Here is a 14,221-nt window from a genome sequence, read left to right as displayed (position 1 = left end):
CGCTTGACGGCGCCCACGGCCGAGCCCGAGACTCCGCGCTCCGCCAACCGGCAAAGCACCGGAGGTTCACGTAAGTGTTTCCCGATAACGGCGCCACAGATTCAATGGCGCGACACGCGATGCCCGGGACTTGCGCCATGATGTGAGAAGCAGTGGCGGATCGGCGCCCTCGTTCTCTTTGCCTACGAAATTGATGCGGGAGGAATACCATGAATATTCTTGCGCTCCTCATGGCGACATTGCTGGTCGCCATCGTCGGCCCCACGAGCGCCAAGGCACAGGCCATCCCGGCATCTGAAGCAAGAGCAATAGCCAGGGAAGCTTATATCTACGGCTTCCCTATGGTCGACAACTATCGGATCCAGTTTTCCTACTTCATCGACCGCAACAATCCCGAGTTCAAGGCGCCCTGGAACACGCTCCACAACACGGCGCGCGTCTATACGCCGGACGACAAGGCAATCCAGACTCCGAATTCGGATACGCCCTATTCGCAGCTCGGCGCTGATCTACGCACCGAACCGCTGGTGATCACCGTCCCCGCGGTCGAGAAAGGGCGCTACTACTCGCTCCAGTTCATCGACATGTACACCTACAACTTCGCCTATGTCGGCAGCCGGGCGACGGGCAATGGCGCGGGCAGCTATCTGCTTGCAGGTCCGGGCTGGAAGGGCAGCAAGCCGGCCGGGATCAAGGACGTCATCCGCTCCGAGACCGACTTCGCCTTCGTGCTCTACCGGACGCAGCTTTTCGACGCCGCCGACATCGACAAGGTCAAGGCGATCCAGGCCGGCTACAAGGTGCAGACGCTGTCGCAATTCCTCGGCCAGCCGGCGCCGAAGCCGGTTCCCGCGGTCGATGCCCGCAAGCCGCTTGGCGTCGAGGAGGCACGGCGCTCGCCGGAATTCTTCAGCCTGCTCAACTTCCTGCTGCAGTTCACGCCCAGCCATCCCTCCGAGAAAACCCTGATGGCGCGCTTTGCCAAGATCGGCATCGGGGCCGGCAAGCCGCTCGACGTCAACGCGTTGACGCCGGAGACGCGCAAGGCTCTGGAAGACGGCATCGCCGATGCCTGGAAGACCTTCGCGGAGTTCAAGAAAACCCAGCTCGACACCGGCAAGAAGACCAGCGCCGACGGTTTCGGCACGCGCGCCTATCTCAAGAACGACTATCTGCAGCGGATGTCGGCGGCCGTGCTCGGCATCTACGGCAACTCCAAGGAGGAGGCGCTCTACCCGGCCTATTTCGTCGATTCCACCGGGCAGAAGCTCGACGGGAGCAAGGCCTACGCCCTGCGTTTCGCGCCCGGACAGCTGCCGCCGGTCAACGCCTTCTGGTCGCTGACCATGTACGAGCTGCCGGCCAGCCTGCTCTACGCCAATGCGCTCAACCGCTACCTGATCAATTCGCCGATGCTGCCGAAGCTGAAGCGAGACGGCGATGGCGGCATCACGCTCGACGTCCAGAATGAATCGCCCGGCCCCGACAAGGAGGCCAACTGGCTGCCGGCGCCGAAGGGCCCGTTCTTTATGGCGATGAGGCTCTACTGGCCCAGGCAGGCTGCGCTGACCGGCAAATGGAAGGCGCCGCCATTGCAGCAGGCGCACGCGCAAGCTGCAGCTGCAGCGACTGCATCGGCCACGCCCCTGCCCGTCACCGCTGACAACTTCATTCGCGCGGAATCAGATCTCTACATGGGCAACATCGCCAAGGACGGCGGGTTCGGTAAATTCACGCATCGGCGCGAGCCAGCCTCCATCGACCATCAGCTCGTCATCCGCCTGAACCGCGACACGCTCTATTCGAGCGCCCTGTTCGACCTCGATGCCGGCCCGGTCACCATCACGCTCCCGGATGCCGGCAAGCGCTTCATGTCGATGCAGGTGATCAACCAGGATCATTATGTGCCGAACGTCTTCTATGGACCGGGACCGCGCACCCTGACGAAGGCGAATGTCGGCACCCGTTACGTCGCAGTCGCCGTCCGAACGCTCGTCGACCCGGCCAATCCCAAGGATCTGCAGCAGGCGCACGGCCTGCAGGACGCAATAGCGGTTCGCCAGGGCAGCACCGGCACGCTCGCGCTGCCGAACTGGGACCAGGCCAGCCAGAAGAAGGTCCGTGATGCGCTGCTTGCGCTCGGCTCGACCATCCCGGACTTCAAGAAGGCCTTCGGCGCCAAGGGCGAAGTCGATCCGATCCGCCATCTGATCGGCACCGCCACCGGCTGGGGCGGCAATCCCGACAAGGACGCCGTGTATCTCAACGTGACGCCAAGCGGGAACGACGGGAGCAGCGTCTACAAGTTGCGGGTGAAGGACGTGCCCGTCGACGGCTTCTGGTCCGTCAGCCTGTACAACGCCGAGGGCTATTATCAGAAGAACCCCTACGACGCCTACACGCTCAACGACCTCACTGCGAAGCGCGATCCCGACGGTGCGATCACCATCCAGTTCGGCGGCTGCGACGGCAAGGTCGCGAACTGCCTGCCGACCATGCCGGGCTGGAACTACACCGTCAGGCTCTATCGGCCCAAACCTGCCATCCTGAACGGCACCTGGAGTTTCCCGCAGCCGCAACCCGCGAGCTGAGGCCGCGAGGTCTCTCAGCAGGAGGGGCCGGCTTGCGCCTGCCCCTCCTTGCCAAGCGCGCGTCTCAGAGGGGCGCGTCGCGCTGGCGATCCTCGTACTCGGCCTTCAGCGCATCGTGGATGGACCAGAAGCCACGCGGCTTCGCTCCGGTGAGCTGGTCCTCCAGCAGGCCGAGATGCAGGTGCCAGCCGCTCGAGACATTGGCCATGCGCGACTTCGTCGCCAGCCTGCGGTGGGTCAGCACGAGGCGGACCTTGTCGCCGGCCTGCGCCAACTCGATCTCGACGTCGGAATCGGGATCGCCCATGCCCTGCCAGTTGAAGGCCAGCCGATGCGGCGGCTCCCATAGCGTGACGGTGCCGCTCATCAGGGCTCCTTCGTCGTTCATCTTGCGATGGCTCTCCGGCGGCGGCTCATCGGTGATCTGCGAATGCTTGAAGAACAGCTCGATCCGGCCACCGCTGCGCGGCTCGGTCTCGCCGCCGCAGAACCATGTCGCGCGCTTCTCGCCTTCGGTGAGATAGGCCCAGACCCGCTCGATCGGCCCTGGCAGCAGCCGCTCGAAGCGCACCGCGCCGCTCTCCAGCACTTCGCCATATTCCTTGCTCGTTGCAGCCTGCATCACGCCTCCTCGCCCGGATCGGGCTTCGATAACGCGGCTTCCAGAGCCGCAAGACGATCGGGCCAGAAGGCGCGCACGCGCCTGACCCACTGGTCGAAGCTGTCGATGCCGTCGGGATCGAGCGCATAGATCCGCCTTTGCCCGGCGACCGTGACCCGTACCAGCCCGGCCTCGCGCAGCGTCTTCAGATGCTGCGAGATCGCCGGCGCCGACACGGTGAACCGCTCCCCGATCTCGCCGGCCGAAAGCGCACCCTGCGCCAGCATTTCGACGATGCGGCGGCGGGTCGGGTCGGCGAGAGCAGTGAAGGCGTCCATGAGCCAACATTTCACCATATGCTTAATTAAGTCAATCGTGAATTATTGTGCGGCGCTTTGCGCCTGCCCCCTGCGCGGCCGGCGCGCTTGATCGGGACCGGAGTCTCGGCCATTGGCAACCTCCCTGCCTTCGTCCTGCCCTCAACGGTTCCCGCGACGCATGCCCTCCCGAAACACGACCCTGGCCGGCATCAGCATGATGCTGCTCGGCATCCTGATGTTCTCCCTCAACGACGTGATGGGGAAATGGCTGGTGGCGACCTATACGGTCGGCCAGGTCCTGGTGCTGCGCAGCACCGCCGCGCTCGCCATTCTGCTGCCCTTCGTGTTCAAGCAGGGCGTGATGCGCACGCTGCGGCCCGAGCGTCCGGGCCTGCAGGTGCTGCGCGTGGCGCTCGGCTCCGGCGAGGTCGCGCTGTTTTACGCAGCGGTGTCCTATCTTCCGCTCGCCGACACCATGACGATCTGGCTCGCGGCGCCGGTCTGGTCGGCGGTGCTGGCGGCGCTCCTGCTGGGCGAGCGCGTCGATGCCGGGCGCTGGATCGCCATCGCGGCGGGTTTCGCTGGCGTCGCGATCGCGCTCAATCCGACCGGGGCGAGCCTGTCGATGCCGGCCCTGCTGGCGCTCCTCGGCAGCATCCTCTTCGCCGGGATGATGATCGCCGGCCGCCAGTTGCGCGGCACGCCGGACGTCACCCTCGTCGCCTGGCAGACCCTGGGCGCGCTGCTGATGGGGCTCGTGCTGCTGCCCTTCGGCTGGGTGACGCCGTCATGGGCGGACACCGCCCTGCTGGGCCTGCTCGGCATCGTCGCGATGGTCGCCCATCTCTGCGTGACCCGGTCGCTCAAGCTGGCGGAAGCCTCGGTCGTGGTGCCCTACCAGTACACGCTGATTGTCTGGGCCCTGGTCTTCGGCTGGCTCGTCTTCGGCGACTGGCCGACGCCGGCGATGCTGGCGGGCTCCGCATTGATCGTGGCGGCCGGCCTTGCCCTTCTCGTCCTCGAACGCCGGGCGGCGCCCGTGAAACCCGTGCTTGATCTGCCCTGACGGGCTACGCGACACTCTCCGCATCGCAGGCGAAGGATACCCCGATGGCTCTGATCACCTATCTCACCACCGTCAAGTTCGGCTTCGGCGAGATCGCCGGCATCGAGGCGGACCTTGCCGGCCTCGGCATCTCTAAGCCGCTGATCATCGCCGACAAGGGCATCGTCGCCGCCGGGCTCGTCGGCAAGGTTCAGGCGCTCGGCGCCGTCCTCGCGGGAGCCCCGGTCTTCGACGGCACCCCGACGAACCCGACCGAGGAGGCCGTCGAGGCTGCACTTGCGCTCTATCGTCAGCACGGCTGCAACGGACTTGTCGCGATCGGCGGCGGCTCGCCGATCGACCTCGCCAAGGGCGTGGCGCTGCTCGCCACGCATCCGGGCCCGCTCCAGACCTATGCAGCGATCCTCGGCGGTATTCCGAAGGTGACCGCCGCCGTGGCGCCTGTAATCGCCGTGCCGACGACGTCGGGCACCGGCAGCGAGGTGGGCCGCGCCGCACTGATCACGCTGAAGGACGGCCGCAAGCTCGGCTTTATCGGGCAGCATCTGATTCCGCGCCTCGCCATCTGCGACCCCGAATTGACGCTCGGCCTGCCCGGCTGGCTGACCGCGGCGACCGGCATGGACGCGATCACCCATTGCATCGAGACCTATCTCAGCCCGCGCGACAACCCGCCCGCCGAGGCAATCGCGCTCGATGGCCTGAAGCGCGCCGCAGCTTTCATCGAGCGCGCGGTCAAGGACGGCTCCGACCGCGAGGCCCGCAAGGAGATGATGATGGCGGCCCTCCAGGGCGGCCTGACCTTCCAGAAGGGGCTGGGCGCCGTGCATGCGCTCTCCCATCCTCTCGGCGGGCTGAAGGAGGTTTCGCTCCATCACGGCACGCTGAACGCCGTGCTGCTGCCGGCCGTTCTGCGCTTCAACGCCTCGCATGCACCGGAGAAATACGCCGAGATCCGTCGCGTGCTCGGCCTCGCCGCCGATGCCGATCTCGCGGAATGGCTGGCCGGGCTGACGGCGCGGCTCGGTCTACCGGCCACGCTCTCCGCGATGGACGTGCCGCGCGGCGTCGTCCCGGCGATCGCGGAAGCGGCGACGAAGGACCATTCCAGCGCGACCAATCCGCGCCCCGCTACGGCCGCCGATTATACGGCGATGCTGGAAGCCTCGTTCTGATCGGGCCTGCCGTCATGGTTGGGCTTGACCCGGCTATCTCGCCAGCCTGAGCTCTCTGCCAATGGGTTTCCGGGTCGCCGCTACGCGGCGCTCAAGCATGACGCGGCGCGGCTCTTAGTACAGCCGCGTCCGGTAGCCTTCCTCCATGTTCGCCTCAGCCTCGGCGACGCCGATGGCCTTGGTCTGCTCGGCAACGATCCGGCCGAGCGACGGGAAGCTGCCGCGCTCGACCTGCACGGTCGGATCCCACAACTTCGAGCGGATCAGCGCCTTGCCGCAATGGAAGAAGGCCTCGTCGACCTCGACCAGCAGGCCGAGCGTCGGCGTCCGCTCCTGCACGGTCATGGGCCCGAGCAGGTCCGCGTCGCGTGTCAGCCGCGCCCGGCCATTCACCCGCAGCGTCTCGGCGATGCCCGGCACCATGAAGATTAGGCCGACGCCGGGCGCAGCGAGGATGTTGGCGTAGCTGTCGACGCGGTTGTTCCCTCGCCGGTCGGGAATCAGCAGCCTGCGCTCGTCCAGCACCTGCACGAAGCCAGGCGCGTCGCCGCGCGGGCTGGCATCGGCCTGCCCGTCCGCGTCGGCGGTGGCCAGCACCAGAAAGGGCGAGAGCGCGATGAAGTCCCGGCAGAAACCGTCGAGCCGGTCCAGAACCTTGCGCTCGGCCAGCGGATTGACGGCCCCGATATGGGCCCGCAAGCCCGCCTGATCGTCGATTCCCGTTGCAGGATCATCAATTTGCGTGGCCATGGCACTCTCCCCGAAAACGGCGGCGAGTTTCTGCGATCCCGCCGCCGTGCGCCAGCCCAACCGTCATGCAGAAAGCACATCGCCGGGTCGAAATGTCACAACGCTCGTCGATCGGTGCCAAGCCCGCCCATCCGGCTTGACCCTCGATCACTCCGTCGCCATCGTGCGTTATCTTGACCGCCCCTCTGCACGAGGCCCTGCCCATGCGCCGCGCATTGCTGCGAACCGCCCTCGCCTCTCTCGCCGTCCTGACAGCCGCCATCTCGGCCGAGGCCTCCGGACGCCGCCAGGTGCATCCGGCCGACATGGCCGAGAACCGCATCATCCCGATGTATGGCAACCTGCCGGCCTGCGAGGATCCGGCCGTGCTGGGCCAGATCACGAACGGCTTCAATTCGCGCGAAGCGACGTTCTGGGGGCCGCTCCAGGCGATCAGCTATGACAGGATCCGGCCGATCGGCTTCCGGCCTTGGGGCGATGATTTCATTCCGCGCCGCTTCTGCACCGCCAAGGTCTCGCTGAACGACGGCACCTGGCACCGCGTCGATTACTCGGTGCGCGAAAATCTCGGCCTCTTCGGCTGGACCTGGAACGTCAACTGGTGCGTCAGCGGGCTCGACCGCCATCGCGCCTATGCGCCCGACTGCCAGATGGCTCGCCCTGGTCCCGAGAAGTAGCTGCGACCCGTGAGGATTGCCCGTCTTTGCCTGGGCTTGCTGGCTTGGCTCGCCCTGTCCGCCGGCTCAGCCGAGGCCCAGAACTACCGCCAGCGCAGCGCCGAGCCGGGCGATTTCGATTTCTATGTCCTGGCCCTGTCCTGGTCTCCGGGCTTTTGCGAACTCGACGGCGATCGCGACCGCAACCGCGAGCAATGCGCTGAGGGAGTTGGCCTGCGCTTCGTCGTCCACGGTCTTTGGCCGCAGAACGAGCGCGGCTATCCAAGCGAATGCGGCCCGGCCGGGCGCACGCCCTCGCGTATCGCGCTCGATCAGGCCAAGGGCCTGTTCCCGACCGAAGGCCTCGCGCGCTACGAATGGCGCAAGCATGGCACCTGCTCGGGCTCGAGTCCGACCGACTATTTCGCCGATGTCAGGCGCGCCCGCGACAAGATCGTGATTCCCCCGGCCCTCGCGAAAGCAGAGCGCAACCAGAGCTGGACGGCGATCGATCTCGAACGAGCCTTCGTCGCCGCCAATCCAGGCCTGCGCACCGACATGATGTCAGTAGCCTGCAAGCGCGGCGTGCTTCAGGAGGTCCGAATCTGCCTTAGCAAGGACCTGCGCGATTTCCGGATGTGCCAGGAGGTCGATCGCTCCGGCTGCCGCGCGCGCGACATCACCGTCGTCGCGCCGCGCTGACAGGCGGCCCGAACCCGCGTAAGAGCGCGGGATGAACTATCGTCACGGCTTCCACGCCGGCAATTTCGCCGATGTCCTCAAGCACGTCGTGCTGACGCGCATCCTGACCCATCTCAACGGCAAGGCGACGCCCTATCGCGTCGTGGACACCCATGCCGGCGCGGGCCGCTACGATCTCGGCTCGGAAGAAGCGCTGCGGACGCATGAGTGGAAGGACGGCGTCGCGCGGCTCGACCGTTCACCGCTCGGCCCCGCTGTCGAGGCGCTGATCAAGCCGTGGCGCGATGCGGTCTCCGGCGCGCGTGCGCTTTATGGCCCGGACGCCTATCCCGGCTCCCCCTGGCTCTGTCGACAGGCGATGCGTCCCGATGACCGGCTGATCGCGGCGGAACTGCATCCGCAGACCCACATGAAGCTCGTCCAGGTCATCAGTCGCGACGACCGCTGCAAGGCGCTGGCGATCGACGGCTGGAACGCGCTGCGCGGCAATGTCCCACCCAAGGAACGGCGCGGACTGGTGCTGATCGATCCACCCTTCGAGGAGAAGGACGAATTCGAGACGCTGGCAGCGGAATTCATCGCCGCCCACCACAAATGGCCGACCGGCATCTATGCGCTCTGGTATCCGCTCAAGGATCGGCGCGCGATCGAGCGCCTGCTCGACAGCGTCACCCTGGCCGGCATCGGGCGCCTGCTGCGACTCGAGATCGACGTCGACCGACCGGAAGCCGCAGGTGGCCTCAGCGCCACCGGCATGCTGGTCGTCAACCCGCCCTGGACGCTCGCAGGCGAGGCGGAAATCCTGCTGCCGGCCCTGACGGAACGCCTCGCCCAAGGACCGCGCCCGCGCTATCTATGCGAGCCGATCCGTCCGGACGGCTGATCCGCCCGCTCTCGACCCAGAGTCTCATTCATGCTTGTCCTGCGCTCCTCTCCCGCCTCCCCGTTCGGCCGCAAGGTCAAGATCGCTGCGTCCGTACTCGGCCTCCTGGACCGGATCGAGATCGTCGCCGCCGATACCAATGATCCGGCCGATCCGCTCCGGCAGCAGAACCCGCTCGGAAAGATCCCGACCCTGGTACTCGAAGACGGTACGACCCTGTTCGATTCGCGCGTCATCGTCGAATACCTCGACCATCTCGCCGGCGGTGGCATCTTCCCGACCGGAACCGAGCGCTTCGCGCAGTTGCGGCTTCAGGCGCTGGCCGACGGGCTCGGCGACGCCGCCTTGCTGCAGGTCTACGAAACCCGCTTCCGCCCGGAAGAGGGTCGCAACGCTGCCTGGGTCGCGAACCAGGCCGGAAAGGTCTCCCGCGCGCTTGCCGCGCTCGAAGCCGCCCCGCCCGCCTTCCCGGACAAGCCACGCATCGGCGAAATCGCGCTTGCCTGCGCGCTCGGTTATCTCGACTTGCGCTTCGCCGGCGCCTGGCGAGCCGAGCACCCGCGCCTCGTGGCCTGGCTGGAAGCTTTCGCCGTCAAGGTCCCGGCCTTCGAGGCGACCCGCTTCAAGGGCTGATCCGCCCCGACACCTGCCGCCTTGTAAGAAAACGCGCTCGTTCCGGGGTCTTCGAGCCATCGCGCCCCCGGAGCCGGCCGGTCGCGGCCAGCAGCGTCTCGCCGTACCGGGCGCGAGACCATGATCCAAACGACAAAAAACCCGGTGGCCGAAGCCACCGGGTTCATAAGGTCCCCGGGAGGGGAGGCAGACTAGAACTTGTAGTTCACGCCGGCGCGGACGACCGAGAAATCGGTGCCGGTCTTGACGCCCGAGTTGAACACGGTCTTCTCGCCGAGATCGACGTAGAGGTACTCGACCTTGGCGGTCCAGTTGTTGGTGAAGGCGTACTCGAGGCCGGCGCCGACAGCGTAGCCGCCGGTGTGGGTCTTGTCGGTCGAGCCGAGGCCGCCGATCGAGGTCTTCACGTTGCCGTAGGCCCAACCACCGGTGACGTAGGGCAGGAACCGGTCGAAGGCGAGACCGACGCGAGCACGAACGGTGCCGAAGTACTCGGTGCGGACACGATCGCCGAAAGCGTTCGAGCCGGTGTTCAGGTCAGCGCCCTGGATGTCCGTCTCGAGGCCGAGAACGAACTGGCCCATCTGGTAGTTGTAGCCGAGCTGGCCGCCACCGACGAAGCCGTCGAGATCGCCGATGCTGACGGTGCGGTTGTTGAACACCGTGCCGGCGTTCACGTTGCCCCAGGCGTAGCCGGCGTTGGCGCCGACGTAGAAGCCGGTCCAGGTGAAGACGGGAACGTAGACCGGCGCAACGACCGGACCCTTGCGGGACGGCAGGTCAGCAGCGGAGGCGGCGCCGGCGGCGACGATGCCGAGCGCTGCGACGCTCGAAAGCAGAAACTTCTTCATTGGTAACTCCTAGGGTCGTCGCTTTGCCGGTTGGCCCGGCGGGTGAATTCGATGTGACCGTTATAAGACCAGAGCGCGGCTTTGTCTGTTGCAGCGGAAGCACATCTGCTCTGCGAACCGCGGCAGAAATGAGGCACGAATAGGATGACTGAGGCAAATGCGTAAAAACGCATTAATGATTGTTACAGCATGGCGAATGGTAAATCGAATACTAATGGAATTGCCATCCCCCTCTTCAGCCCAATTCAATAACGCGCCGTATCGCGCAAGGTTCCCATTCCCGCCACATTTTCCGCGGGGCTGCTTGCAGCCCCTACCGACGCATGCTTAAGCCTGACCGATCAGACAGCAGACGAGACCCAAGGGTGCCGCTCCTTTCGATTTTCATCATCGCGCGCGACGAGGCGGACCGTATCGCTCGGACGATCCAGGCGGTTCGCGCGCTCAGCGATGACATTGTGGTGATCGATTCCGGCTCGACTGACGGGACGCAGGCGATCGCCGAGGCTCTCGGCGCCCGCGTCATCTTTAATCCCTGGCCGGGCTACGGGCAGCAGAAGCGCTTCGCCGAAGATCAGTGCCGGCATGATTGGCTGTTGAATCTCGATGCCGACGAGGTCGTGCCGGAAGACCTTGCAGCCGAGATTGTGAACCTGTTCGCCCATGGCGAGCCCGACGCGGACGCCTATGAGCTGCGCATCGCCGAAATCTTCCCGGGCGAGCCCGCCCCGCATCGCTTCGCCTATGTGCTCGCGCCGGTGCGCCTCTATCGCAAGAGCAAGGGACGCTACTCGCCATCGCCGGTGCATGACCGCGTCGATCTGGCGGCGGGCGCACGTGTCGCCCGCCTCAAGGGCACGGTGCACCATTTTTCCGTGCGCTCGCTCGGCGAGCAAATGGCCAAGCTCAACGGCTACAGCGACGCCCAGGCCGACGATCTCGACAAGCGCGGCATCTCGCTCTCGGTCTTCCGCCTCGTCGCCGAGTTCCCGGCGAACTTCATCAAGGCCTATATCGGCCGTCGCCACGCCCTGCGCGGCGTCTACGGTTTCATGACCGCGATGAACTACGCCTTCTATCGCTATCTCAGGGTCGCCAAGCACTGGGAAAGGCGGCTGCAGCGCCGCGCGCCCGAAGACGGCCCGACGCTCCCGCCCGCCGGAGAATCGCGCGATGGCTGAGGTCGCCCTGGTGACCGGCGGGGCGCGGCGCATCGGGCGCGCCATCGTCGAGCGGCTGGCGGAAGCCGGCTACGCCGTCGCGATCCATAGCGGCAGCGCCAGAGCCGAGGCAGAGGCGCTGTCCGGCGAGATCGAGCGCCGCGGCAGCCGCGCGGCGGTGGTGGTCGCCGATCTTGCCGACCCAGCCGCTGTCGATGCGCTGATGCCGGCCGCCGAGGCTGCGCTCGGTCCGGTCACGCTTCTCGTCAACAACGCCTCCAGCTTCCTCGTCGACGACATCACCGCGATCGACGTTCCGACCTGGAACCGGCAGTTCTCGATCAACCTGCGGGCGCCCTCGGTCCTGGCCGGGGCGCTGGCGAACCGGCTTCCGGACGGTCGCAACGGCGCGGTCGTCAACATCATCGACCAGCGGGTCTGGAAGCTGACGCCGCAATATTACTCCTACACCCTGACCAAGGCCGCGCTACTGACGGCCACCAAGACCATGGCGCAAGCGCTGGCGCCGCGCATCCGCGTCAACGCCGTCGGCCCTGGCCCGACACTGCCGAATCCGCATGACGGCGCCGAGGCGATGGAACAGGAAGCCGCCGCGATCCTGCTGCAGCGCAGAATCGATGCGCGCGAAATCGCCGAGGCTGTGCTCTATCTCGCTCAGGCGCGCTCGGTCACCGGTCAGATGATCGCCGTCGACGGCGGCCAGCACCTCGGCTGGCGCACCCCCGACATCATCGACTGAGCGAGCCCTGTCAGGCCCCGGAATCGGGGCGATAGGGCGCGCGACCGCTGGCAAGCGCGCTGTCGAGCAGCTCCAGCCGATCCTGTCCCCAGAACACCTCGCCATCGAGCACATAGCTCGGTGCGCCGAACACCCCGGCCTCGACCGCGGCAGCGATCGTGCCCTCATAAAGCCGTTGCACGGCCTCGCTTTCGGCGGCGACTGCAAGCGCCTGCGCATCGAAGCCGGTGGCACGGGCCACGGCGGCGATCGCCTCGGGTCGTGTCATGTCGTCGTCCCGTGCCCAGACGCCCGCCATGACTTCGCCCATGAACAGGCCGGGGTCGCCACCGCCTTGGACGATCGCGATGAGGAAACGATCGGCGAGGGAGGGATCGAACGGGAAATGCTTCGGCTGGAGCACCAGCGGCTGCTTGCGACGTTCACGCCAGCGCTGCAGGTCCATCAGGCGATAGCGCTGGCGCACGGGATGGCGCTTGGGCAGCGGCAGCCCGCCGGTCTCGTCGAAGACGGCGCGCAGCGGCACCGGTCGATAGACAATTCGGCAGCCATGGCGTTTCGCGATCTCGAGGAAGGTGGCGTGGCCGAGATAGGTCCAGGGCGAATGCAGCGAGAAATAGTAGTCGATGGAACGGGACATGCTCGGGCAGCTCGGCAGTTGGAGGGACTGGGATCTCGCGTGGCAATACGCTGTCAGCCGGGGCTTCGCGCGGCAAGCACCGGGATGAAGGCGCGCATCCAATCGTGATGGTCAGAAGGGAGTGACAAGACCGCACTTCGATTGGCGGGGGCCGCAGCCATTTGCCGGGGCCCCCGTTTCATCGCTGCGACGCGGACCTCGGAAGCCGTGAGCGATCGCGCCGGCTCCCGTCCGCGTCGATGACGGCCTCAGGCAGCGGCCTTGTTCTTGAGCGCCCCGATGATGGCGGTCAGGATCGCGCCGCCGGCACCGCCGCCGATCAGGTTAGTCAGAATGCCGCCGACGCTGAGATTGCCGCCCTGCGCGGCAGCGCTGATCGCCGGCAATACGATCGGGATGAGCTGGCCGAGCACGCCGCCGCCGACGAGGCCGGAGATCGTGTTGCCTAGCGTTCCCAGATCGAAGGTTGGAGAGGCTTTTCCTGCAGCGTTACCGCCGATCGCACCGGCAACGAGATTCATCAAAATCTGTTCCATGCTACCCCCGAAAGCCACGTGATGTGGCCGCGGGACGATGACTCCGCCGCCGAGTCGATGCAACTCCCGCTGGAAACGCGACGGGAAGCCGCTATCTGCAGGTCAGGCCAGGGCGATCGCCGAGATCAGCCGGCCGTAGTCCGGCTCCGAGCGGTGGGTCGCGCGGCGATAGCTGAAGAAGCGCTGCTCGTCGGCATAGGTGCACAGCGAGAGATCGACGAAGCGGCCGATGCCCGCCTCCTGGGCTCGCAGGCCGATGAAGGCTGGCAGATCGAACATCGCGTGGGCCGGCCGCTCGGACGCGCTGAAGAAGCGGGCATAGGTCGCATTCTCGGTCTTGAAGCGCTCGGTGAATTCCGGCCCGACCTCATAGGCCTTGGCGCTGATCGTCGGCCCGAGCACGGCGATGATTCGCTCGCGCCGTGCACCGAGCTTTTCCATCGCCGTCACGGTTGCGGCGACGACGCCGCCGAACGCGCCCTTCCAGCCGGCATGGGCCGCGCCGATGACCCCGGCCTCGCCGTCGGCAAAGAGGATCGGCCCGCAATCGGCACTGGAGACGCCGAGAGCGACGCCATGCGCGACGCTGACCATGGCATCCGCCTTCGGCCTGTCGCCCGACCACGGCCCGGTGACGACCTCCACATCGGCCGAGTGCACCTGATAGAGACTCACGAGATGGGTCGGCGCGACATTGAAATGCGCCGCCATGCGCCTGCGGTTCTCCGCGATCGATTCGGCCGGATCGGCCGAGCCCAGACCGCCGTTCAGCGAGGCATAGATGCCCGTCGAGACGCCGCCCTCGCGCGTGAAGAAGGCGTGGCGGATGCCGGATTCGGCAGCGAGGTCGGGAGAGGTGATGAACATCATGTCGTCCGTTCGGGCGGCGGGAGCGAT

General features: G+C 66.5%; 16 protein-coding genes and 1 pseudogene. 10 read left to right on the top strand and 7 right to left on the bottom strand.

Annotation, left to right across the window (positions count from 1 at the left end; genetic code table 11):
- Positions 1-193 precede the first annotated feature (193 nt).
- Both VGN82_RS22910 and VGN82_RS22905 read left to right on the top strand, forming a co-directional pair.
- Positions 194-1,604: pseudogene (locus VGN82_RS22910) on the top strand (DUF1254 domain-containing protein); the annotation flags it as partial.
- Between the two features lie 90 nt (positions 1,605-1,694).
- Positions 1,695-2,591: a DUF1254 domain-containing protein gene (locus tag VGN82_RS22905; protein ID WP_327529934.1), complete on the top strand. Its 897-nt coding sequence runs from the start codon at positions 1,695-1,697 to the stop codon at positions 2,589-2,591.
- 64 nt (positions 2,592-2,655) lie between these two features.
- Here the strand turns inward: VGN82_RS22905 and VGN82_RS22900 are convergent, their stop codons facing one another.
- Entirely contained in the window at positions 2,656-3,213 is a 558-nt protein-coding gene (locus tag VGN82_RS22900) for an SRPBCC family protein (protein WP_327529386.1), read from the bottom strand.
- A complete protein-coding gene (locus VGN82_RS22895; RefSeq protein ID WP_327529385.1) occupies positions 3,213-3,530 on the bottom strand; it encodes an ArsR/SmtB family transcription factor in 318 nt (105 codons plus the stop codon). The genes VGN82_RS22900 and VGN82_RS22895 overlap by 1 nt, the downstream gene beginning before the upstream one ends.
- 160 nt (positions 3,531-3,690) lie before the next feature.
- Between VGN82_RS22895 and VGN82_RS22890 the strand changes: the two genes are divergently transcribed.
- Positions 3,691-4,578: a DMT family transporter gene (locus tag VGN82_RS22890; RefSeq protein WP_327529384.1), complete on the top strand. Its 888-nt coding sequence runs from the start codon at positions 3,691-3,693 to the stop codon at positions 4,576-4,578.
- Positions 4,579-4,622: 44 nt separating this feature from the next.
- Positions 4,623-5,753 carry an iron-containing alcohol dehydrogenase gene (locus VGN82_RS22885; RefSeq protein ID WP_327529383.1) on the top strand — a complete coding sequence of 377 codons (1,131 nt, stop codon included), beginning with the start codon at positions 4,623-4,625 and terminating at the stop codon, positions 5,751-5,753.
- A 114-nt stretch (positions 5,754-5,867) separates the two neighbouring features.
- Here VGN82_RS22885 and VGN82_RS22880 read toward each other — a convergent pair whose 3' ends face one another.
- A complete protein-coding gene (locus tag VGN82_RS22880; RefSeq protein WP_327529382.1) occupies positions 5,868-6,503 on the bottom strand; it encodes a pyridoxamine 5'-phosphate oxidase family protein in 636 nt (211 codons plus the stop codon).
- 203 nt (positions 6,504-6,706) lie between these two features.
- Here VGN82_RS22880 and VGN82_RS22875 point away from each other — a divergent pair, with 203 nt between their 5' ends.
- From VGN82_RS22875 to VGN82_RS22860, 4 genes are read left to right on the top strand one after another with little or no spacing between them, the layout of a single operon-like run.
- Entirely contained in the window at positions 6,707-7,180 is a 474-nt protein-coding gene (locus tag VGN82_RS22875; RefSeq protein WP_327529381.1) for a hypothetical protein, read from the top strand.
- Positions 7,181-7,189: 9 nt separating this feature from the next.
- The gene (locus VGN82_RS22870) at positions 7,190-7,861 is read left to right on the top strand and encodes a ribonuclease T2 family protein (RefSeq protein WP_327529380.1); all 672 of its coding nucleotides are present in this window, start codon (positions 7,190-7,192) and stop codon (positions 7,859-7,861) included.
- A 31-nt stretch (positions 7,862-7,892) separates the two neighbouring features.
- Positions 7,893-8,744 carry a 23S rRNA (adenine(2030)-N(6))-methyltransferase RlmJ gene (locus tag VGN82_RS22865; RefSeq protein WP_327529379.1) on the top strand — a complete coding sequence of 284 codons (852 nt, stop codon included), beginning with the start codon at positions 7,893-7,895 and terminating at the stop codon, positions 8,742-8,744.
- A 30-nt stretch (positions 8,745-8,774) separates the two neighbouring features.
- Positions 8,775-9,377, top strand: coding sequence for a glutathione S-transferase (locus VGN82_RS22860; protein ID WP_327529378.1), 603 nt, complete (start codon positions 8,775-8,777; stop codon positions 9,375-9,377).
- 191 nt (positions 9,378-9,568) lie between these two features.
- Here the strand turns inward: VGN82_RS22860 and VGN82_RS22855 are convergent, their stop codons facing one another.
- Positions 9,569-10,228, bottom strand: coding sequence for an outer membrane protein (locus VGN82_RS22855; protein WP_327529377.1), 660 nt, complete (start codon positions 10,226-10,228; stop codon positions 9,569-9,571).
- 323 nt (positions 10,229-10,551) lie between these two features.
- Here VGN82_RS22855 and VGN82_RS22850 point away from each other — a divergent pair, with 323 nt between their 5' ends.
- Together VGN82_RS22850 and VGN82_RS22845 are read left to right on the top strand one after the other, a co-directional pair.
- Positions 10,552-11,409, top strand: coding sequence for a glycosyltransferase family 2 protein (locus tag VGN82_RS22850; protein ID WP_327529376.1), 858 nt, complete (start codon positions 10,552-10,554; stop codon positions 11,407-11,409).
- On the top strand, positions 11,402-12,148 hold the full coding sequence (locus VGN82_RS22845) for an SDR family oxidoreductase (protein ID WP_327529375.1): 747 nt from the start codon (positions 11,402-11,404) through the stop codon (positions 12,146-12,148). Before VGN82_RS22850 ends, VGN82_RS22845 begins: the two co-directional genes overlap by 8 nt.
- Positions 12,149-12,158: 10 nt before the next feature.
- Here the strand turns inward: VGN82_RS22845 and VGN82_RS22840 are convergent, their stop codons facing one another.
- From VGN82_RS22840 to pgeF, 3 genes are all read right to left on the bottom strand, one after another.
- Entirely contained in the window at positions 12,159-12,788 is a 630-nt protein-coding gene (locus VGN82_RS22840; RefSeq protein WP_327529374.1) for a 2-hydroxychromene-2-carboxylate isomerase, read from the bottom strand.
- A gap of 248 nt (positions 12,789-13,036) precedes the next feature.
- The gene (locus VGN82_RS22835; protein ID WP_414644372.1) at positions 13,037-13,324 is read right to left on the bottom strand and encodes a hypothetical protein; all 288 of its coding nucleotides are present in this window, start codon (positions 13,322-13,324) and stop codon (positions 13,037-13,039) included.
- Between the two features lie 102 nt (positions 13,325-13,426).
- Entirely contained in the window at positions 13,427-14,191 is a 765-nt protein-coding gene (gene pgeF / locus VGN82_RS22830) for a peptidoglycan editing factor PgeF (RefSeq protein ID WP_327529372.1), read from the bottom strand.
- Between the last annotated feature and the right edge of the window lie 30 nt (positions 14,192-14,221).

This window comes from Allobosea sp. (assembly GCF_035999205.1).
Lineage (GTDB): Bacteria > Pseudomonadota > Alphaproteobacteria > Rhizobiales > Beijerinckiaceae > Allobosea.
The sequence above is the reverse complement of the archived record's forward strand: the minus strand, read 5'-3'. Positions and strand labels throughout refer to the sequence as shown.